General features: G+C 43.3%; 19 protein-coding genes. 17 read left to right on the top strand and 2 right to left on the bottom strand.

Features of this window, described 5'->3' with window-relative positions:
- Positions 1–267: zinc ribbon domain-containing protein (locus IM500_RS12230; RefSeq protein ID WP_287738526.1), on the top strand; the 267-nt coding region annotated here is incomplete at its 5' end.
- Between the two features lie 71 nt (positions 268–338).
- Here the strand turns inward: IM500_RS12230 and IM500_RS12225 are convergent.
- On the bottom strand, positions 339–1,202 hold the full coding sequence (locus tag IM500_RS12225; protein WP_287738525.1) for a WYL domain-containing protein: 864 nt from the start codon (positions 1,200–1,202) through the stop codon (positions 339–341).
- A 99-nt stretch (positions 1,203–1,301) separates the two neighbouring features.
- On the opposite strand from IM500_RS12225, the gene cas3 (IM500_RS12220) reads away from it, so the two are divergent.
- From cas3 (IM500_RS12220) to cas5d (IM500_RS12175), 10 genes are all read left to right on the top strand, one after another.
- A complete protein-coding gene (gene cas3 / locus IM500_RS12220) occupies positions 1,302–3,467 on the top strand; it encodes a type I-D CRISPR-associated helicase Cas3' (protein ID WP_287738524.1) in 2,166 nt (721 codons plus the stop codon).
- 46 nt (positions 3,468–3,513) lie between these two features.
- The gene (locus tag IM500_RS12215; RefSeq protein WP_150977828.1) at positions 3,514–3,756 is read left to right on the top strand and encodes a hypothetical protein; all 243 of its coding nucleotides are present in this window, start codon (positions 3,514–3,516) and stop codon (positions 3,754–3,756) included.
- 345 nt (positions 3,757–4,101) lie between these two features.
- On the top strand, positions 4,102–4,449 hold the full coding sequence (locus tag IM500_RS12210; RefSeq protein ID WP_002742891.1) for a hypothetical protein: 348 nt from the start codon (positions 4,102–4,104) through the stop codon (positions 4,447–4,449).
- A 162-nt stretch (positions 4,450–4,611) separates the two neighbouring features.
- Complete coding sequence (gene mntA, locus IM500_RS12205; protein ID WP_072924215.1) at positions 4,612–5,031, top strand: type VII toxin-antitoxin system MntA family adenylyltransferase antitoxin; 420 nt, start codon at positions 4,612–4,614, stop codon at positions 5,029–5,031.
- A gap of 41 nt (positions 5,032–5,072) precedes the next feature.
- A complete protein-coding gene (gene hepT / locus IM500_RS12200; protein ID WP_002755930.1) occupies positions 5,073–5,471 on the top strand; it encodes a type VII toxin-antitoxin system HepT family RNase toxin in 399 nt (132 codons plus the stop codon).
- Positions 5,464–5,922: a type VII toxin-antitoxin system MntA family adenylyltransferase antitoxin gene (gene mntA, locus IM500_RS12195; protein ID WP_287738523.1), complete on the top strand. Its 459-nt coding sequence runs from the start codon at positions 5,464–5,466 to the stop codon at positions 5,920–5,922. Before hepT ends, mntA (IM500_RS12195) begins: the two co-directional genes overlap by 8 nt.
- Before the next feature lie 85 nt (positions 5,923–6,007).
- On the top strand, positions 6,008–6,139 hold the full coding sequence (locus IM500_RS12190; RefSeq protein ID WP_287738522.1) for a HepT-like ribonuclease domain-containing protein: 132 nt from the start codon (positions 6,008–6,010) through the stop codon (positions 6,137–6,139).
- Positions 6,140–6,361: 222 nt separating this feature from the next.
- Positions 6,362–9,805, top strand: coding sequence for a type I-D CRISPR-associated protein Cas10d/Csc3 (gene cas10d, locus IM500_RS12185; protein ID WP_287738521.1), 3,444 nt, complete (start codon positions 6,362–6,364; stop codon positions 9,803–9,805).
- A gap of 17 nt (positions 9,806–9,822) precedes the next feature.
- Positions 9,823–10,824, top strand: a complete 1,002-nt coding sequence (gene cas7d, locus IM500_RS12180) for a type I-D CRISPR-associated protein Cas7/Csc2 (protein ID WP_287738520.1) — start codon at positions 9,823–9,825, stop codon at positions 10,822–10,824.
- A gap of 57 nt (positions 10,825–10,881) precedes the next feature.
- On the top strand, positions 10,882–11,556 hold the full coding sequence (cas5d, locus tag IM500_RS12175; RefSeq protein WP_016515571.1) for a type I-D CRISPR-associated protein Cas5/Csc1: 675 nt from the start codon (positions 10,882–10,884) through the stop codon (positions 11,554–11,556).
- Positions 11,557–11,661: 105 nt separating this feature from the next.
- On the opposite strand, the gene IM500_RS12165 is transcribed toward cas5d (IM500_RS12175), so the two are convergent.
- On the bottom strand, positions 11,662–12,513 hold the full coding sequence (locus IM500_RS12165; RefSeq protein WP_287738519.1) for a helix-turn-helix transcriptional regulator: 852 nt from the start codon (positions 12,511–12,513) through the stop codon (positions 11,662–11,664).
- A gap of 544 nt (positions 12,514–13,057) precedes the next feature.
- Here IM500_RS12165 and IM500_RS12160 point away from each other — a divergent pair.
- From IM500_RS12160 to IM500_RS12135, 6 genes are all read left to right on the top strand, one after another.
- Positions 13,058–13,246, top strand: a complete 189-nt coding sequence (locus IM500_RS12160; protein WP_069474927.1) for a hypothetical protein — start codon at positions 13,058–13,060, stop codon at positions 13,244–13,246.
- Positions 13,247–13,342: 96 nt separating this feature from the next.
- Positions 13,343–16,105, top strand: coding sequence for a CRISPR-associated protein Csc3 (locus tag IM500_RS12155; RefSeq protein ID WP_190720991.1), 2,763 nt, complete (start codon positions 13,343–13,345; stop codon positions 16,103–16,105).
- 31 nt (positions 16,106–16,136) lie between these two features.
- Positions 16,137–17,165 carry a type I-D CRISPR-associated protein Cas7/Csc2 gene (gene cas7d / locus IM500_RS12150; RefSeq protein WP_069474925.1) on the top strand — a complete coding sequence of 343 codons (1,029 nt, stop codon included), beginning with the start codon at positions 16,137–16,139 and terminating at the stop codon, positions 17,163–17,165.
- A 60-nt stretch (positions 17,166–17,225) separates the two neighbouring features.
- A complete protein-coding gene (cas5d, locus tag IM500_RS12145) occupies positions 17,226–18,005 on the top strand; it encodes a type I-D CRISPR-associated protein Cas5/Csc1 (RefSeq protein ID WP_069474924.1) in 780 nt (259 codons plus the stop codon).
- Between the two features lie 4 nt (positions 18,006–18,009).
- Entirely contained in the window at positions 18,010–20,295 is a 2,286-nt protein-coding gene (cas3, locus tag IM500_RS12140) for a type I-D CRISPR-associated helicase Cas3' (RefSeq protein WP_190720993.1), read from the top strand.
- A 40-nt stretch (positions 20,296–20,335) separates the two neighbouring features.
- Positions 20,336–20,633: Uma2 family endonuclease (locus IM500_RS12135; protein ID WP_287738518.1), on the top strand; the 298-nt coding region annotated here is incomplete at its 3' end.

Below are 20,633 nucleotides of genomic sequence, written 5' to 3'. Positions count from 1 at the left end.
TACATCGAAATAGATAGATGGTTTCCTAGCTCTAAAAGATGTAGTAATTGCGGGTATATTGCTGAAAAAATGCCGTTAAATGTTCGAGAATGGGACTGTCCAGACTGTGGGACTCACCATGACCGAGATATTAACGCAAGTAAAAATATTTTGGCCGCAGGGCTTGCGGTGTCAGTCTGTAGAGCGACCATAAGACCAGAACAGAGTAAATCTGTTAAGACAGGTGCGAAAAATCCTTCGGGAAAGAAGCAGAAACCTAAATCGTGAGGTTTGGGAATCACCGTCCGTTTACGGCGGTGAGGATGTCAAGCCTTGATTGAGCAGCGACGAAAATCTTTTCAGGACTCGTAGCGCCGATAAAGCCGCTGCAACTTGTCATAGAAACGCTTGCGGACTTTTTCCGGGGAGATCAGCAAGCAATCTTCTCCGTAGGGAAGAATTTCGCGGAAAAACCAGAAGCTACTCGTTACCTGTCGGGTAATCTGCCGGACGAGGGGATCGTTCGAGATCAATTCGTTGGCGATATCGATAGCGCTTTTAGTCCGGTACGATCGAGCTAATCCATCGAATAGCTGAAACTCGGCTGACACACTATCAAGCTGATTGCGCCATTTGCCCCTAGGGATCGGGGTAATTAAGGAATCGCTGGGGATTCGATCGATCCGTAAACTCCAATTATGGTGTAGTTCGGAAATATCTTGATTTCCCTCGGTTTCCTCGCACCAACAATCGAGATATAAGCGATCCTCGTGACGATTGATAGCGGCATGGTAAAGATGGAATTCCCAGATTCGATCGCCGGCATCCTGATAGGATAACTGAAAGGGTTGTTGTCGGAGAATGCAGCGATCGAGTTCCCACCGCCATGGTGGGGGAGGATTATCGAGGCGGCCTTCTAGCTCTTTGCGTAAGGGTCCCGACAGTTCGCTCCGCTCTAATAGTAGTTTAGTTAGTTCTAGGGCGATGGGGATTTGTCCGGCATCGATGAGAAAATCGATCGCCTGTTGGAGCATCTGCAAGCGCTCGGGCTTCCAGTCGTGATTAGGAGCGATTTTAAGCTTATTACGGGCAATTTCTTTGATTAACTTCGATATATTCGGTTTATCTCCCCAAAATAGCCCGAATTCACTGGCAAGGATTTCTAGGGACTGTTTTTCTTTTTCACTGACCGATAAAGTGATTGATTGTCCTATCCGGCTCATAGTTTATAAATATACGGACACTTTTTCTGTTAAGGTACTTGTCCATCCCTATTATCGTGGTTAGTATGGAAGATAGCAAGAAGTTACGGACAGAAATTCATGGTAAATTATCAAGTAACGCTCAGGCCAGTCTATTCCTGTCCCGCAGACGAGATACCAGACGGGATCAAGGTTCCGCAAGGATGGCGGTTATCGTGGCATCAGGTGGAGACGTGGAAAGCACTCAACGATCCCGATATCGATGTGATTTTCAATACGGCCATGACGGGGGACGGGAAAAGTCTAGCGGCCTACCTGCGAACTTTGCAAGGATATTTCCCGATTATGGGACTCTACCCAACCAACGAACTGGCGCGGGATCAGCGGGGTCAGATCGAGGCATATATTCAACGATTTCAACCAACGGATCAACCCCGGGTCAATCTTTTAACCGGGCCCGAGTTGGAATTGTACGCCGAACGGGATGGGAAAACGAAAGCGATCGCTCTAGAGACTCGATCGAAACAGTCGGAAATTCTCTTAACTAACCCCGATATTTTCCATTATCTGCATCGGGGGGCCTATTTAACCCCCTACGATAACCCCGATCAGCTATGGAACCGGATCGATAAACATTTCGATCTCTTCCTATTCGATGAATTTCACGTTTTCGGCACGCCACAGGTCGCCAGCATAATCAATACCATGCTTCTAATCCGACGGGCCAATCGTGGGAAACGATACCTGTTTCTATCCGCAACTCCCGACGAGGGTTTACTAAAACGATTGGATAAAGCGGGGTTTCGCTACCGATCGATCGACCCGGTAAGAGAAGGAAAATACCAGTTTCCCGATACCCCAGAAGAGGCCAATTCCCTCGCTCAACAGGGATGGCGGCAAGTAACCTCGGAAATCGAGCTATCTTTTATTCCTTTACCGTCGAGTTTTCAAACTTCGGAAAATTGGTTGAAAGAAAATAAAGAGCGAATTTTAGACTATTTTAAGCGATACCCCGGCAGCAAGGGCGCGATTATTCTCAATTCGATCGCTTCGGTTAAACGTCTGCTGCCGATTTTCCGAGAATTATTGGCGACTATCGGTTTAACGGTGGGGGAAAATACGGGTCTTTCGGGAACGCGGGAGAAGTTGGCATCGTTAAATCGTGATCTGGTGATCGGAACGAGTACCATCGATGTGGGGGTGGACTTCAAGATTAATTTTCTCATTTTTGAGTCGTCGGATGCGGGAAATTTTATTCAACGTTTCGGCCGTTTAGGCCGTCACAGCGGCTACGATCGAAAGGGAACGGCGGTAAAATTTACTAACTTCACAGCGATCGCTCTGGTTCCGAAATTTTTCCTAGAACGGTTATTCGAGAAGAAAGACGCACCGTTACAAGTCGGGGAACGGTATGACCGAATTCAGCTACAGGAGGCGATCAAGAGTAACTACCGTCATATCAATAATTTCGAGGGTTATTACCAACGTTGGGGAGCGGTACAATCATTTCAACTCTGGTGGAATTTAGGGAGTCCGAAGATCAAATCCCAATACGGGGAAAGTCGCCAGAAGTTTCAACAGGAATGCGAGGAGGTTTTCGATACCAGTTTAAAACGGGTCGCCGGTCGGGTGAAAGGATGGGCCGACGAATGGAAGGAGTTATCGGGGAAAAGCGGTAATCCGATTTTCGAGGATGCGTCTAGTTTTCGCGGGTCGAGTCCGTTATTATGCGGGTTATACGATTCGACGGAACCGGAGGAATGCGATCGCTTTAAAACCTACGATTTACCCAGTATTCTCGGTAATCTAGAGGTGGAGGTGTGGAGAAAAGGCGAGTTTAAGCGCCAGATCGAGGCCACGAAAACACCGATCGCGCGCAGACGTTTCGATTATTGTCTCGCGTTTCTGAATTTAAAGGGGTATCGAGAGGAACGGTTAAACTGGCGCTTTACCTACGACGGCGATTTAGGCGAGATTGCCTCCGCGTGGAAAGTACAGGTTTTGACGGGAATCGGTGTTTGGCAACCAGATAATCCTTGGCTCGATCGAATTAGTCGGGAGTTACGGGATCAGGCTCTGGTTAGCTTCGTTCTTGCCTATCCCGTCGCTGCAGTTCGCCAACGCTTACAACTGCCGATGCACTTCGGTATTTATCCGATTAGTGACGAGAGTAGTCTTCATTCTCCCCTGTCACCCTATTCTATAGCGATCGGTCAATCGGCTTTGTTGTTGGATACTCTCGCTCATCGGTTCAAAGGTCAAGGGGGTGAGGTGTGGATCTGTTGATGCCGTTTGAGGTCACTAAACAACACTTATCGGGAGATCGATAACCATGAATAATCCTAACGCTCGTTCCCACAAGGAACCGATAGACTCGATCATAATATATAAAAAACGAACGGATATTAGTAATCTCGACCCGGAAGAACGAGATTATCTTGAATCTTACGAACGCGGGGAATGGATTTCCGATTTGACCCCCGAACGAGTTAAGGAATTGCAGGCCTACGCACGAGTGACATTGGAGGAACGAGAAAAAGAAAGGGAAAGTAAAAAAGAGATTATCGATCCCTAATAGGGATTTTGCCCTTTATTTGAAAAAAAACGGAAAAAAGGGTTCATTGAAAAGGTTGCATACGGCTTTTTCAATCCCTAAAAGGGGTTTTTCTAAATTTTCCAGTTTTTTATTCTGCCCTAACTACCCATATCATGTTATATCATAGATATGTGGTCAACTCCCAAGTTATGGATTATTTCTCCCCGATCCTCGCTCCCCTATGCCTTGTAAACAGAATTTAGTATTATGGAGGAGAGAAGAGAATGTTTTAGTTAGCCGAATGCATCCGTTTTTACCTTTATCATGATCCCTATTTTAGTATTGAGCTAGAATAAACCAATAAACCAAACCACTTAAAAATCTATGAACCTGCCTAAATCCCAAGAGCTTACTCTCATCTTTCTCGATCACCCTTTCGAGTACACCCTGAATCATCCGCTCATGGAGGCATTAAACAATGAAAGCAAGCAAACAATTGTACTGGTAATTGGTCAGCAGCAAGAAAAACAAGCCCTTGCTATAGAAATAATCAAAAATTGTTGCGGGACTGACAAAACATCAGAGGAGCTTATCGATATTAAAAATAGACTTGAGGAACTTGAAAACAAATTCGAGGGAATTGAACCTATAGCTCACGAATATCGATATAACAAGGCTCACAACCAGTTTTTAGAAGAACAACTCTCTTTTTACACACCTTCTGAAGATTAGCCATCAAACAAGAGATGAGGGAGTCAAAGTGTACGGACACTTTTTCTGGGATTTAGTTGCTCTTTGCTTCCTCCGCGTTTGATAATAGACATAGACAGACGCTAGGGACATCGATCGATATATCCATCGGATTCTTGCCATTTTTTTTGATAGGAGCTAAATATGAATAGGCTAGTAGAAAAAATTACGGCTATTGTCGAAAAACTACCGAATTTAAAACTATTAATTCTCTTCGGTTCTAGAGCGCGTGGAGAGCATAAACCTGATAGCGATTGGGATTTCGCTGTTTTATACGAGGAAAGAAGCGATCAAAAGGATATTTCGAGTCTATTGAAAATTTATACACTACTCGAACAAGCTTTAGAGATTCCCGAGGACAAAATTGATGTGATTGATTTAAAAGAATGTTCACCGATCCTCGCTCATTATGTCGCGCGGGATGGTCAACTTCTATACGAACGGGAAACGGGACTATTCGAGGGATTTAAAGAAAAATTTCTCATGAATCCTGAAGAATCGAAAGCGTTATACCGTCAATTACGGAATAATCTGGAGATTTCTCTACGAGAAAAAGGAGTGTAAATGCTATTCAACCTCTGATTGCGATAGACGAATTAAACCTCATGAATCAATACCTCGCCGAACTTAGCGAGTACGGTTCGATCACCTTAGAGGATTATCGTACATTAAGAGAACGTCAATTAGCCATAGAAAGGTTAATTCAGCTTATCGTTCAAACTGGCATCGATATCAATTACCAGATTTTAAAATGTTTAGATATCGAGTCTCCGAATAATGCTCGCGACGCTTTATTTCAAATCGTAGAACTGGGAATCTTAGAAGAACACCTAGCCGTTCAACTGGCCGAGTCTATTAAATTAAGAAACTTACTCGTACACCTATACAAGAAAATTGATCCCGATATCGTTCATTCCTCGATCGCTAATATTTTACGAGATTATCCTCGCTACCAACGCTCGATCGTTCAATTTCTAGATTCCTTGGAGGCAGAAAATGGTTAGAAATACGAAAGAATTAAAAATTATCGATACAGTCAATAGAATAACCACGACTGTGGAAAAACTACCGAATTTAAAACTATTAATCCTCTTCGGTTCCAGAGCGTGCGGAGAGCATAGACCTGATAGCGATTGGGATTTGGCAATTTCATACGATGAAACAAACAGACAAACACATATTAAGGAAATCAGTAATGATTACTTAACTTCTCTCTCTATCTTGAGTGAATTGTTTGAGATAAACCGTGATTTGATCGATCTAATTGAACTCGATCGCTGTTCTCCATTAATGAAGTATCAAGTCGCACGAGATGGAAAACTTATCTATGAAAAAAATACGGGAGACTTTTTAAAATTTCGTGTACGCGCTTGGAAAGAGTACGCCGATACCGCTAAATTCCGAAAGATTCAAAAAGACAGTATCGATCTTTGGCTCAAACAATGGGGAGTTTAAACGATGGAAAGGGAGATAGTCACCGTTAGAATTCGTTTGATGATCAAATATCTTAATCGATTACGGGGGGGCGAAATCATCAGGAATGCGAAATCGTTTAGTGCATCAATACGAGGCGATCGATAATGAACTTGTTTTTAAGGCGATTCCGATCGCTTTATCTCAATTTCCGCTTTATCTCAAACAAATTACCGACTATTTAGGGTTTGCTGAATAAAGCTAAAAACCTTGTTGGGTAAGACTTTTAGACCTTTTGTCAATTAAAAAGTACTGGATATGGGAGTGATCGGGGGGAAATTTAGGCACTTTTTCCCTGAAAATTAGGTAATTGGCCACCTCAAAACTGGTAAAACCCCACACCCCACACCCCACACCCCACACCCTGCCCCCAGGAAAAACTTTTTCAGCAAACCCTATTTAGACTCTCTAGAGGTGAAAGATGCCTAAAAAACAAAAAAAATTAGAGGAAACGGGACAGTTAAATCTATTCGATAACACTACAGAAATTGACGATGAAGATCTGGATTTTGAGTTCGAGGATATTGATTTAGAATCTCTTGTTTCCGAAGATTTAGGAATTAGCGAATCAGTAAGCGATCGCCGAGTCGAAACTGTTCGCCAACTGCTAACCCTAAAACTCCTACGGGAGGCGATTCGAGCCGAAAACCCCGACGATCGAGTTATGGCAGATTTTGCCGAAATGGTATTACCCAATTTACTCCGATTAGCGATCGGTGTCACGGCAAAAGGAGGAAATTTCTTCGAGGAAATCGATCGCCGTCGGGAATTAGAGGGAAAAAGCAAAGTTCGACGGGATAACGCGGGCGATCAATCTCTCAATACTCATTTACTTAATGGATTATTTCCCGCCAATCTCATCGAAAAACGACTAGAAAAACTCAATACTACCGTTCGACGGGTAGTAAAGGAATGCGAGCGCAGGTTGGCGATCGCTGGGTTTATTCTCCACGATTTCGAGAAATTCCGCTACTCGCTTTTTCCCGCGATGCCGGCGAAATATATCGAGATTAACGAGGACTTCGATCGAGATATCCGCAAACTATCACGAGAGGAACATCGAGAGATTTTTCAAGTATTGGTTCCCGAATTAGGATTAGATCGCTTTTTATTTTCCGATCAACCAGAAAAATGGACTGAATATCTTGATGATTTGATATATATCGCTAAAAATGCCCAGCGTCGGAATGATACCGATCGAAATACCTCGGAAGATGGCTTAAATACTCGCTTAAACAATAGCGCTCTCGAAAGTTTAACCGATCTTGCCTGTCTAGCCGATCGCCTCGCATCCATTATTAAACACCCCCACGACGCGGAAAAAGCTCCGTTACAAGACCTTTTATACAGCCTCAGCGATGGGGAACTAAAATTCACTTACCACAGCATCGCCGAAAACCGCGGGGTACTGACGAACGTACTTAATAACGCGGTGATGGAAGCACATCAAGAACTAGACTATCAGCCTTTACTTTACCTGCCTACGGGAGTTGTCTATATCGCCCCCAAAAACGCGCCAGAAGTGTCCCTAGAAACCTTACCGAATCGAGTGGTGGACACCATTAAATCCCTCTGTAGCGGCGAATTACAGCGTAAACAAACGGGATTCGGTAGAGATGGCAAGGGGATGAAATACGCAGATTACTACAGCCAATTTTTCGACGATGCTGGGTTAATGCGCGCTGCCCTCAACGCCACCCTTCGCATCCTCGGTGATAATAAAGCGTCCGTGGCCCGAAGTCGCGGCGAAAACCTGATTAAATTTCAACAACAGGGCGTTTTACCGACGGATTACGATTTTCATTGTGAAGATGATATCCGGATTGATCGCCTAGCGGAATTCGGGGACGTGGTGACGAGGAAAATCTGGGGCGATCGCCTAGAAAAAATCGAACAGGCGCGAAAATTGCAGAAAAACTTACCCGCACCGCCGGATTTAGATTTAATTAGCGAGATCGCGCATTATTGGAATCTAGAAAATTATCTGCCACAAATCCGAGCGATCAAGCGTATTAATGAATCGTTAAAAGAACTCAAACTGAAAGGCAATACGGGAGGGGTTCCCTACGAATGGTATTATCTAGCGGCGCAATACCTGAAACAGCATCCCGGAATCGAGGATATTAGACCGGTTGCAGAAGATTTAATCGCTTTTCTCGCCGCAAAAATCGCCGCCATAGTTGCGGGATATAACTTACCCGATGGTTGGGAGGATTTGCGAGAGTGGGTTAATCAAGTGGTGCAGTTACCCGGTCGGGAATTGGCCCACTCGATCGAAACCTTCCAGAAAGAATTAAACCACTACAACGCCGCTAAAAAACAAGGTCGCGGCCGTCAACTTCTCTGTTCGATCTCCCATTCTCCCTATAGTGTCAGCGAACAGATGGAATCGGCGGTTCTTTTTACTCCCCAAGTCTATACCAATAAACAAATGCTGGCAGGCTCGAACGCCAAACGAAACATTTCCAGTATCGCGGGAACGGAAATGATGTTGCGTCAGATTCTTATGAATCAAACCCAAGCGATAGGAAAACGTTTCGAGGACGGCAAATATCGCTATCTGTACTTTTACCCGACCTATTATTTTACTCCCGAAACCAATAGTTTTTTACAAAAAGCCTACGCTAACATCGCTCAAACTCGTTTTGATAGCTCGATAAAGTTGCACTTTGTTGATAAGAATCTGGTCGCTAACTTCGATCGAACCCGTTATCAGAGTGTCGATAGTTTCCTGATCGATGAAAAATTAAGGCAGAAAAAGGAAACAATTAACGAGGAGGAAGATGGCAAAAAAGACCGCACTTTTAAACTATCCTATCCCGAAGATAAACCCCTAACCTTTTATTTTATGGCCCTACCTCCGGGCCGCGATCCCACCGATACGGAATCCTGGGTTATGCCAGCATGGTTAGGATTAGCTTTCCCGATGATTCTAGATGTCAAAACGGTGGTTTCTGAGTCTCCTATTCCTCCCTATCGCGACGGTGCGGAATTTGAAGAGACGGTATTTCTCGACAGTGCGCCCCAAGCGATCCGGTCCTTAACCCGATGCGATCGATTCCGTCTCGATCGAGTCTTGAACGAGTGGGAAGATAATGACGGAAAAAAATATTCCGCCCCCTTAAATACCCTAACCGCAGCCTATTCTATTCATTTAGACGTGAACTCGAAGCAGGGTAAGACGGGTTATGATCCCAATTGGGGCAAATTAACGGAACTCGCTATCAATTTAGAAACCAGTCCTCTCTATGTTTTTCATTACCTTAAACAGTGGAAACGGGGCAAAGATGCCGATATACCGAGCGCTAATCGAATCGCTCTGTATCTCTACGATTTTTATCCTTGTTTCGATCCCTATGTACAAGCCAACCGAACCAATTTAACTATCGATATGACAGCAGAATCGCCCTTAAATCATCCTAAAAACTTAACCGAATTGTATCGTCAATTCTATCGAGCTAATAAACGATATAATCCGAAAGCGAACGCAGTTTTAAAACCGATCGATGTGGCCGCCGATACGATTCTCAAAGGAGGAATGTATCAGGGAGAAGCCCTAGTTTTTGTAGTAGCGGCGGAAGTGGGCAGCTTAATGAATCGGGTTCATGCTTCTACAGCAGAAGGTCGCTGGATTTTATCCGATCGAGAACAGGAAAGACAGAAAATATTGTCTTTTGCTCGTTATTTTGTGATCGATGTGTTCGAGGGTTCTTTTAAGGGCGATCGAGCGCGTCTAGCTGGCAGACAATTAAACCTCCTTCGCGATACCTGCGAATTTCTTTACCGTCTCGAACAGGACAGAGAAAATCAAGAGTTAAAAGCCCAGGGTCAAACTGTGGATGAAGATTCTGAAAACAATAATTAATTCAAGGAGTACCTACCATGTCTTTACTGAAAACCCTCGATCCTAAATTCTTTCATGGCGAGATTCCCTACAAACCGATGGGAAAATACGTTCACTTTTTGACTATTCGAGTCACAGAATCTTATCCTTTATTTCAAACAGATGGAGACCTAAATAAAGCTCGTGTTCGTGCGGGAATTGATAGCAAAAAAACGATTAGTCGTTTATCGATGTTTAAACGTAAGCAATCAACTCCAGAACGCCTAGTCGGTCGAGAATTACTCCGAAACTACAAATTAATTACCGCCGAAGAATGTGAGTACAATGTAAAATTTGCCATGAATAACGCCGACTGTATTATTTATGGTTTTGCCATCGGTGATTCGGGTTCAGAAAAATCGAAAGTAGTAGTAGATACGGCTTTTTCGATCACACCCTTTGATGAATCCCATGAAAGTTTTACTTTAAACGCTCCCTACGAGAACGGTACTATGGCATCGAAGGGAGAAAATAACACAAAAGTAGGTGAAGTGACTAGCCGAATTAACCAACAAGATCACATCCGTCCGCAGGTGTTTTTCCCTAGTATTGTCACGCTCAAAGATCCGACAGAAGCAAGTTTTCTCTACGTTTTTAATAACATCCTGCGTACCCGTCACTACGGCGCGCAAACTACCCGGACGGGACGGGTAAGAAATGAGCTTATCGGTGTTATTTTTGCCGATGGGGAAATTGTTAGTAATTTGCGCTGGACACAGGCAATATATGATCGCCTTCCCGATGAAGTATTACACTCGATCGATCCCTTAGATGAGGATTTAGTTATGGAAAAAGCCACCGAAGCAATACAAGCATTAATGGCGGAAGAATTTATCGTTCATACCGATTTTATCGGGGAAAATTTTCAACCTTTATTAACTGAGGTGAAAACTCTCACGGGTACGGAAGCAGGAATTTTATCGGTTCTAGATCAAGCAAATAAGGAGTCAAAAAAATACTTTGAACAATATATTGAGAAAAAGAAAGCCGAGAAAAAATAGCTAATTTCGTCGGGTGAGTAATTTCTCACCCTAGATCCTCGCAATTTTTAAAGAGTTATGGTACATATTTATTCCTGTCAATTAGAACTGCATGATAGTCTTTATTACGCAACCCGTGAAATCGGCAGACTCTACGAAAGCGAACCCGTAATTCATAATTACGCGCTCTGTTATGCTTTGGGATTGGTAAATAGCGATAGTTATCGTTACTTCTGTTCCGAACAGATTCCACAGTACCAAGAACATTTAAATCCTCTTAACGAAGAGAAAATTTATGTCACTCCCGCACGGGCGATCGTTCATACGGCGGTTCTCAATACTTGGAAATATGCCAATAATAACTATCATGTGGAGATGGAAAAAACCCAGAAAAATATTCCCAGTTTTGGCAGGGCAAAAGAAATCGCTCCCGAAAGTGTTTTTGAATGTTTTATCATTTCCCATCACCCCCTACAACTTCCTAAATGGATTCGTTTGGGAAAATGGATGAGTAAAGCGGAAGTAAAACTGACAGAACTTTCCCTATCAAAACAAAAAGAGGATTTATTTATTTATCCCTATCCTTTAAATCCTCTCGATGTTATGTTTACCCATCAGGTGATTGGCTACGATGTGATTAATATGCCACCCGTTAGTTTAATCCGTAATGTGAGAATGCGCGGGGAATATTACCAAATAAGCGATCGCCCTGATCTGAAAATTCCCGCTCGATTGTCCTATCACTTCGGTTGAAAATTGACCATGACTCTTATATCTTCTAAACCCCTCACTTTACCGGAATTTTTCTCACTAACCGCTCCCGAGGGCGATATTACCGTCGCATCGCACACCTTACTCCTATTCGTACTGTTGACGAGATTTAAATAAAATTTGTTTGATCCGGTTGCGTAATGGCTCTGGTGTAAGTACAATACAGCAATCTCCGTAGGGTAAAATCTCCCGAATTAACCAAAAAGGACTAGAGACTTTACGGGTTATAATCCTTTTTCCGTTTACCTCTCGGTCGTCGATATCCCTTGTGTTCCTTTCATAGGCCTTCACGAGGTCTTCTTCTAATTGTAATTGTACTTCTATAAAATCGAGACTGTCTCGCCATGGTTCTTCGATCGGAATCAAGCTTTGAATACGAGAGAATTTAAGACAGCGATTGTGAACAAGCTCGGGAAAGTCTCGCCTATCTTCTTCTGGCAGGTCAACCGTTTCCTCACACCAGATCTCTAGATAGAATTCTTTTTCCCGAAACATGATCTCGGCACAGCGAACGGTAAATTCTAGGGTCTGTCCCTGAGAATTTTTGTACATTACCCGAAAAGCTTGCCGGTCATGGATATAGCGCTCCACCGTGAGCCGCCAATCGCGATCGTACTGACTGACCTGTTCGGAAATCTCCCGACGCTCTTGAGGGGAGAGATTTCCCTTCTCTAAAAGAAAATTAGAAAGAGTCTGGGCCGGTTCGATGTTACCCGATCGCACCAGACGGTCGATCGCTTCCTTGATCGCTTCGACCCGCTTTGCCGAGAGGGTAAAAGGTTCACCGATCTCCAGTTCTCCTTCGGCGATGGCGGCGATTAGACCTGACGGACTAGGACTTTTCCCCCAAAAGATGTTAAAGCGTCGGGCGATCGCCTCTAGCTTCTCCTTCGTTCCAGGAGGAATTGACAGTGTAATTGTTTCTTTTTTGCGATTCACCTTGAAAATATACTTGTAATTTTAGAATATTTGTGCTACAATACCTATATTGTAATGATAAATGAGGACAAAGGACTATGAGCAGAGGACAGTTGAGAAGGATAAGGAAGTGATCGGGGTTATTGCCGATTCCGCTATTCGTTTTAGGAAATCTCGAATCGGGGATGAGTTGACCGTTATGTTTTGCGATGGGTCGGTCAAAGTAAACAAAATTTAATCAAGCCTAAAGCTGATTAAAGGAGGAAAGTGGGATTATCAAGCTATCCCTATTAGGGAATTCCTTAAAAAAGACTATTTACAGTCTTGATTGCGATATTTTTTCAATTCCTTAGAGGCTTTTATCGCTGGACTATCATTTTAGCGGACAGTCGGCTGCTGATCAACCTCTCGATCTGCAAATTTTCTCTTTATTGCTATATTAACCTTTTAAAGTGATATAGTAATAAACGAACCAGACCTTACGCCTAGTCCGTCTATGTTGATTGACTACTTCATAGGTTATGACAAGGCTAGTCCGAGAGTCAACATATTGAGGTGAAAACCTATGAGTGATAACTTATCCGATCGTTTACTGAGATTGATGTCCGATGGAGGCTGGCACTCTAGCCAAGAACTAGCGGAAAAAATTAGCCATCGCTTTTCGGCAACGATGCACGTTCTGAAAAAACGAGGTCATCAATTCGAGCAACGTCATATCGAAAGAAAGCGCTACGAGTGGCGACTAAAAGCGTAGCTTAGAGCGACCGCTCCGTGAATCCATGCCGTATGGGGGATTGTCTCCCCCTATACTGATCACCTCTTGTATTCGATTGGGAGATGAGCGAACAATATGATGTTCATAACAGACGAGTGCCAACCAACCTTAGAAGAAAGGTATTTTCTAAAAATCCGTCCCCAGCTTTACAAGCTACACGCGTGCCATTACCAATATGGGGTTAGAAAGGGAACAAGCCTAGCCGAGCATTTAGATTCTGTCTGTCAATTTCTTTTAACCATCACCCGTATCGCAGGAGTGCCAGAAGAAAAACGAGGGATAATTTTAGCCGTCGGAGTGACCCATGATTTAAATAAATTAGATGAATCAGGACGTAGTGTTAAGAAACTGGCGAGAGATCGGGCTTTTTTACAGGAACAGTTGGAGTTAGCCGGTGTATCGACTCTGGTAAAAACCGAAGAGGATTACGAGCTAGTCAGAAGATTAATCGAGCGTCATTCCGGTCATAGTGCCAGCGATGGAATGAGATTTTTTCCAGAAGATGGAAATATTAAAAAATGGGCGGCCATGTTGATCGGGGCTGATCTATTCGACTTGGGGATAGGGGAAGAAAAACGTCTTCGTAAGGTCGAGAACGAATTAACGATCGCTCTCGGCCGTCCCTGTCAATTATTTCGTGTTTGCTTATCGGAGGATAAAGGGTATTTAACCTCGCTTTTGTTGGGAGCCTGCGAAGAAGTGTTGATGAAATACAGCCTACAGTCTTTAGCGATCTATCCCGACGGACAACTATTTTTAGGTGAGAAATTCCCTGATCGAGATCTGACGAAAGAGATAGCGATCGCTTGGCAAAATAGAATCGATCGGGTGTTCGGTAACAATATCGAACAACTTGTCCATCCGACGAAAGACGGGATTAAAATCGAGCTTCAAGCGATCCAACAAAATCCAGAGGAAACCCTCGATTGTGTTATCGCATTGTTAGAAAAAAAGAAAGCGGGCATCAAATCCGATAAAATTCAACAAGATGTTAGCAAATACGCGGGAATAGCGGGAGAGAAAGCGGTTCGAGAAGCCGAAGCGGTTGGATTATTACCGATTGCCACTGCCGACGATTTCGCCATTTCTGAAGGTCTGAAGGCCGCTTACCTGAGTTATCGAGGGGCTGGTATAAATCCGCAGGAAGCTTGGGAGAGGATTGGCGAGCGCACCGGACTATCGAAAGAACAAAGGATCGCACTCGAACCTTTTAATTCTCAATACGGCCGTTGTCTGTTCGCAGCTAAATCCGCAGAGAGGGGAATGGAAGGGATTCAAGAGGCTTTAAGGGAATCTTTTCAACTACGTTTGGCAACAAACCTCCAGGACTCGGATTTGGAAGTATCCGAAGAAATGATAGCGGTAGTTTCTCAATGGCTGAATTTCCCTAATGCGAGAACTTGGCGGGCAAAAGACGAGCTTGATGCTTATATCGAAGCAAATCCCCGACAACGTTCCTCCCTCGGTAGCACATCGAAACAGATTGAAGAACTCATGTCGAATAATATGCCCCCAGAGACAAAAGTTCAATCTTTTTCCAATCGTCTCCCTGGGGGAATGAGTGCGGAACCGAAAAGACAAGCGGATACAATGGCTTCTCTCGCCTATAAATTAATGGCTGTCGGCGCATCTTTTCCCGCCGCTACTAAGCAAGAACCGCTTTATCTTCATTTTGCTTTACCGAAAGGGTCTAGTCCCGATCTATTGAGCTTTTGGAGACGATTTTTAGAGGAGAAAGCGGCGATAGGCGAGGGAGGAACGGTCACAATCGATGAACTCAAGTTCTATAAAGTCGATAACGAACAGTTAATTTACAAACCTCGATCGATCAATGAATTGGGTATCGAGTTCAAATTGAACAAAGTAGTCGGTTTGGCTTTTCCTAAACGTCCTGAGTTTATCCAATCGACCGTAATTATCCCAATTTTATGGGGTGATGCGAATAATTCAATAGCCTTATTGAAAACAATTCACTTGGCCTTAGATTTGTCTCTTGCGACGGATTTCGGGTTTCCTTTTGTAGTCAGTAGTAATTTGGAGGTGGAATCATGGAATAATTTTTATGGAAGAGTTGAGGGGATTCCCTCTACTTTGCAACCGTTACTAGGAAACGGTCAATATCGGCGGAGCGGTCACAGTACGCCAAAAACTTTAAGACCCGAAGAAATCGCCGAGGAAATTTTAACTCGATTAAGATGTTTGGGTAAATTAGCGATAACAATTGCTAGTCTTCAAAAGAAAGATGATTGCCTTTACGACCTCTCCCGATCGCTAAGAAGACCGATCGAACTTTACTATGTTATTCTTCGTTGGTTATTACGAGAACATGATGATCCGAATTTAGAGTATTTTTGGCACCAGATTTCTCAACCCTTGAATATTTTACTGGAGAGTTGCATGAAGGATGAACATGATCTATTAAGTCGCTATCTTAAAGAAGCGGCTAGTATTGCCGAAGAAGCGGTCTTACGGGGGAGTTCTTTCCGTCGAACCTCGCAAGCGGAACCGTTTACCGAGTTTATCAACGCGATTCGTTCTCGCAAAGCCCATCTGTCCTGGGATGTGGTTTTCGGTGCGTTAGTGCAGAATTATCACAACCGACTTGATCGCATCCGCGAACACGGTGTCGGTGCAACTAAATACGAACAGATCAAGCGGTATTACGAGGTATTGAGACAACTTTTCGAGGAAGTTTATCAATCCCGCCCAGAAAGACTTCTAGCCGATAAAAAAACACTAGAAGCCGCATATCTTTTCTTCCTACAGGAAGCCAGGCAACGGATCAAGGAAGAATCGAAAAATCAACCCCCAACTGCCGCAGAAACTAACGAGCAATAAATAATCCACGAATATTCAGGAAAACGATTCTATGACTATCGAAAAATTAACCCCCTTTCTTGCGCCCGCTTACGAGAACTTCCCCAAAGGCAGAACGATCGGGCTAGTTGTTTTAAGAACTACTCGCTCCGAAACGATCTTCCGCACCGAAGGGTCTGGAGAGCCGATGTGTGGTGAATTCGTACAAGCGGGAATCAACGATCCGACAATTATCCCCCGTTTGGTTATGACAAAACGTAAACAGATCGCCCCAGAAAGACGGCGGGGACGGGAATTTTTAAGAGCAAATAACCTACTGTATAACGCGCCCAAGGGCGGCACAGTTTGTTCTTTAAACACGAACGCGCCCTGTGAATGCTGTATCGATTGTTTCCTGTACGGTTTCGCTGCGGGGGGTGAAGGCGCTCAGAAAAGTCGGGTTTGGACAGAAGACGCGTTTAGTGTTTTATCGAGTACCGAATTAATCGGGGAGCGGACGATCAACGCTATTTTCGAGAATGGCACGATGCGTGATGAAAAAGGAACCGCTTCTACCGCTTTGAACACGAGCGAGTACATTAAACCGGGGGTTCATTTCCTCGATATCGTCACTCTAAAAGATGTTACGGCCGACGAGTTACGCTACACGGTCGGAAATATTCTTATGACGACCCGTTACGGCGCGGTTTCAAGTCGATTAGGACGGATGGATAATGAAATTATCGGGGTTTTCGGCGGAATGGCGGAATTACCCAGTTCTCTAGAATTGGTGCAGTCTGTTTACGACTTGCTGGGAGCGCCTGAAAAGCTATTGGAACATCCTTTTAACACCGAGGAGCTAACTACCGCCGTCAAATCCGCGATCGCTCCGTGGACAAATAAGCGAGGTATTTCTATGCGGTTATCAGAGGAAGAGTTAACTGAGTTGATCTTGGATGTTGATCGCCATTGGTCTTTGGACGATCAGGAAACCTTTTTAAAACGTCTCGATGAATCCTATGCTTCTTTCCGTAAACCTCGTTCTGAAGACGTTGGCAAAAAAGGAAAAGGCAAAAAGGATGCTTCGTCCGTTTCGCTGTAAATCTTTCACGGGTTAGAGGATCGAAAATTTTTCTAACCCTTCATCTCAAAATCGAATTTTATGCAACAACTTGAATTACCTCTCCCGTCCCTAGCGGAACCGAAAAAGACAATTTACGAAAGTGCGAGGCTGATCGAGCTTTGGTGTGCCGAACCCGTTTTTTTCGCCTCTAGAGAGTTATCCGACACCTACTATACCGAGGGAGCGATCGGTAACTACGCACTCGCTTATGCGTTTGGTTGGGCGCGTTCTCCCTACCGTCTGACGGGAACCGCAACCTGTAGACCGAGATACCGGGAAGACCTATCGCCTTTAGATAGTTACATTTTGCCCGCGTGGCCGAAAAATGATCGGACATCTTTTCGATTTGAACGTTTTAACGCACTGTCCGATAGTTACTGGTATGCGATGACGAATAATCGTGTGGCGATCGCCCGTGAAGACTTACCGATCAAACGCTCCGGGAAAAAGCCGAATACCTTTCGACCGAGCAATTTTCCTCAAACGGGACGACTACGGATAATAGAACGAGGAAGTCGTTTTCAAACTTTAGTGTTCGGAAATAGAGAATTGCCCGAATATATTCGCTTAGGCAAATTCACCAGTAAAGTGAAAGTAACCATCCTTTCCGAAAATAGAGTTATTCTATTACCCAACGGGGAATATCGTAGTCATATCTACCTCAATACTGCTGATATACCCGCTAGTGTAAATTTTTTATCGTTCGATCTAATTGCAATTCCGCCAGTCTCCCTTTTCAAAAATCTTCACTTTCAAGGAGAAGCTTGGCAGATAGGTGAATCGATTGTTCCCGCTTATTTAAAATTCTGCGGAGGGTGAAATTATGGATAATCAATTTTTAAATATATGGCTAGAGCCAAAAAGTATTGCGGTTTGTGATTCTCTTCCTGATAAACTCCATTTTATGAAACCAGCCCTACAACATCAGGTAGAAGTGTATGAAAAATCCCGCAATCACGATTTAATTCTCGATCTAGCACCAACTGGAACTGGAAAAACAAAAGCGGGTTTTACGGTTCTTTTACATAATCCCAATCAAACTGCGATTTATATCGCTCCGACTAACGCGCTTGTCACCCAACAAGCGGAAGCGGCCGAGGCTTTTGTGAGGGATGCTAAATTAACGCACGTTGTCAAGGCCGCATCGGCCAAGGAAATTCAGGGATGGTCAGATGATCGGGTAGGCAAACGATCGGGAGAAAAGCTCTATAATCTCCTTCAGAATCCCGCTACGATTTTTCCCGAAGTAGGAGCAAATAGACCACTTTTCTTAGTTACAAACCCTGATATTTTTTATTATGCTACGTTTTGGGCTTATAATAGCTTAGATAAATCTAACATAGCTAGTGAGTTTTATAGCAGATTTTCTACAATTATATTTGATGAATTTCATCTGTATAGTGCTAAACAGTTAGTTAGTTTGCTATTTTTTATCGCTTATTCTAAGGTTTTAGACTATTTTCAGAACAATCGGAAAATTGTTATTCTGACGGCAACTCCTGAGAAAGCTTGTGATGAAGCTTTTAACACTTTAGAAAGAGCGGGAATCAGAATCGCGCGAATTGATGGGGAGGATAATAATAGCGATCAAGTTCCTTCGCAGACCAAAGTGGCTCTAGAAATTCGTCCGAAAATTGAACGAGACGAATATCTAGTACAAATCGCGGATGAAGTCAAGGAAAAATATCTAGCGAATCCCAATGACAATGGTGCAGTTATTCTCGACTCTAAAGATCACATTAATCGGTTGGCCGATTTGCTGACGGAACGAGGATTAAAAGAGGGTTACGGAAGAATACACGGATCGACACCTCAAAAGGATAGACTTTTAGCAGTTCAAAAACCGATTATTCTCGCAACCAGCACTGTAGATGTGGGTTTTAACTTCGAGAAAAATCCAGTCCCAACCCGACAAACTTTAGATTGGTTAATTTTTTCTGCGAAGGATCGTCATTCTTTCTGGCAAAGATTAGGAAGAGTTGGCAGAGTATTAGGGCGCAAGATTACAGATATCCCGTCGGAAGCGATCGCCTATATAGATCCGAAAGCTTGGGAAGAGGGAATTCTCGAACTAGATCGATCAGGTGGTCGAGAGTCATTGAGAAAGATGCTAGAAAGTTTATCTTGCTTAGATCGTCCTTTTTTAAGTATTTACTGGCGTTCCGAAGCTTCTTTAGAGATAGCTCGTCCTTTATCCGAGTTAGAAGATCTTTTGACAGATTTACCCCAAATTAGCGTTATTGAAGAGTTATATCAAACAATGCGGTGTATCTTAGGAGGCACAAAAGACTGGAGTTACTATCGGTCTCGAATGCGTGTTTTTACTGGTGCGGAGAAGATTAAAGATATTTCTATTAAAAAACTAAAAAGTGATTGGAAATTTACCAAGGGAGGTCAAGCGCTGATTAAAACTTTCTTTAAATGTTATTATCCTGAATATTTGAAAGAAATAGAAGCCGATCAGAATAAAATTAAACATTATGAAGATATGTTTAAAAAATACCCAGAAAATTTCGAGAGTTTGAAGGGTTTCGCTAGGATGTGGTATGCCACCTATCAGCCTATCTTTCAATTCCGAGATAGTCTTTTTGACAACATTAAGGTTGTTGATCGCTTTAATCTTTTGCTCGATGAATCCGAAGAAACTATTATCGATCCTATTCATTTACTTAGGTATTATGATTTCGCTACCGACGGAGAGAAAATTGAACTTAAGAGACGAGTAGATAAACCTTATGAGCTTAAATTTATTCTATATAATCAAGATTCATTGGAGAAATTTAAACAAAATAAGCTGAATCGATTAATGGCTTTTGAGGACTGTAACCTTGAAAGATGGCTAAGAGGCGCAAAAATTCCAACTCCCTCATTACAACAACTAAGGCAACAATTCGTATCGGGAGTAATTGTATCTACGCAAGAAAATCAGGGTACGATTATTCAGCTTAGAAAACAAGGGCTAACAATATTTCCGATGTACGTTCATTTTGCTGAACAACCTAGACCGAAGGAGTTTACTTTTTTTCCGAGTTTATCTGGTATATTAGCGATCGCTTCCAGTGGAAGAAGATTAAAACTACCAGATGGCGAGGACTTTTACATAGCTTAAAAATAGCGTAAAACTTACAGCAGGCTGGAGAATATTTGTTATGACTAGCGTTACATCTAAACCCCTCACTTTACCGGAATTTTTCTCACTAACCGCTCCCGAGGGCGATATTACCTATGAATTAGTCGATGGAGAAGCTATCCCAAAAATGTCACCGAAATTCTTTCATTCTCGTTTAACTCTGGCTTTATCTTCTATACTCGATCGCTGGAATCAAGGACGGGGAGAAGTGGGAATCGAATGGGCGATCATTCTCAGCAAAAACGATCGAGATTGGTGTCCGGTTCCCGATCTTCTCTACATTTCCCCGGAAAGGTTAGGAGATATTCCCCTCACCG

Origin of the sequence: Microcystis sp. M179S2 (genome assembly GCF_020245805.1) — a bacterium.
Taxonomy (GTDB): Bacteria; Cyanobacteriota; Cyanobacteriia; order Cyanobacteriales; family Microcystaceae; genus Microcystis; species Microcystis aeruginosa.
The sequence above is the reverse complement of the archived record's forward strand: the minus strand, read 5'-3'. Positions and strand labels throughout refer to the sequence as shown.

Coding starts and splice junctions, on each gene's coding strand:
- IM500_RS12155 (WP_190720991.1), top strand. CDS start 13,343: ATGATGTTCATAACAGACGAGTGCCAACCAACCTTAGAAGAAAGGTAT.
- cas7d (WP_069474925.1), top strand. CDS start 16,137: ATGACTATCGAAAAATTAACCCCCTTTCTTGCGCCCGCTTACGAGAAC.
- IM500_RS12215 (WP_150977828.1), top strand. CDS start 3,514: ATGAATAATCCTAACGCTCGTTCCCACAAGGAACCGATAGACTCGATC.
- cas3 (WP_190720993.1), top strand. CDS start 18,010: ATGGATAATCAATTTTTAAATATATGGCTAGAGCCAAAAAGTATTGCG.
- cas5d (WP_069474924.1), top strand. CDS start 17,226: ATGCAACAACTTGAATTACCTCTCCCGTCCCTAGCGGAACCGAAAAAG.
- cas10d (WP_287738521.1), top strand. CDS start 6,362: ATGCCTAAAAAACAAAAAAAATTAGAGGAAACGGGACAGTTAAATCTA.
- hepT (WP_002755930.1), top strand. CDS start 5,073: ATGAATCAATACCTCGCCGAACTTAGCGAGTACGGTTCGATCACCTTA.
- IM500_RS12210 (WP_002742891.1), top strand. CDS start 4,102: ATGAACCTGCCTAAATCCCAAGAGCTTACTCTCATCTTTCTCGATCAC.
- cas5d (WP_016515571.1), top strand. CDS start 10,882: ATGGTACATATTTATTCCTGTCAATTAGAACTGCATGATAGTCTTTAT.
- IM500_RS12160 (WP_069474927.1), top strand. CDS start 13,058: ATGAGTGATAACTTATCCGATCGTTTACTGAGATTGATGTCCGATGGA.
- mntA (WP_287738523.1), top strand. CDS start 5,464: ATGGTTAGAAATACGAAAGAATTAAAAATTATCGATACAGTCAATAGA.
- IM500_RS12190 (WP_287738522.1), top strand. CDS start 6,008: ATGCGAAATCGTTTAGTGCATCAATACGAGGCGATCGATAATGAACTT.
- cas3 (WP_287738524.1), top strand. CDS start 1,302: ATGGTAAATTATCAAGTAACGCTCAGGCCAGTCTATTCCTGTCCCGCA.
- IM500_RS12225 (WP_287738525.1), bottom strand. CDS start 1,202: ATGAGCCGGATAGGACAATCAATCACTTTATCGGTCAGTGAAAAAGAA.
- mntA (WP_072924215.1), top strand. CDS start 4,612: ATGAATAGGCTAGTAGAAAAAATTACGGCTATTGTCGAAAAACTACCG.
- cas7d (WP_287738520.1), top strand. CDS start 9,823: ATGTCTTTACTGAAAACCCTCGATCCTAAATTCTTTCATGGCGAGATT.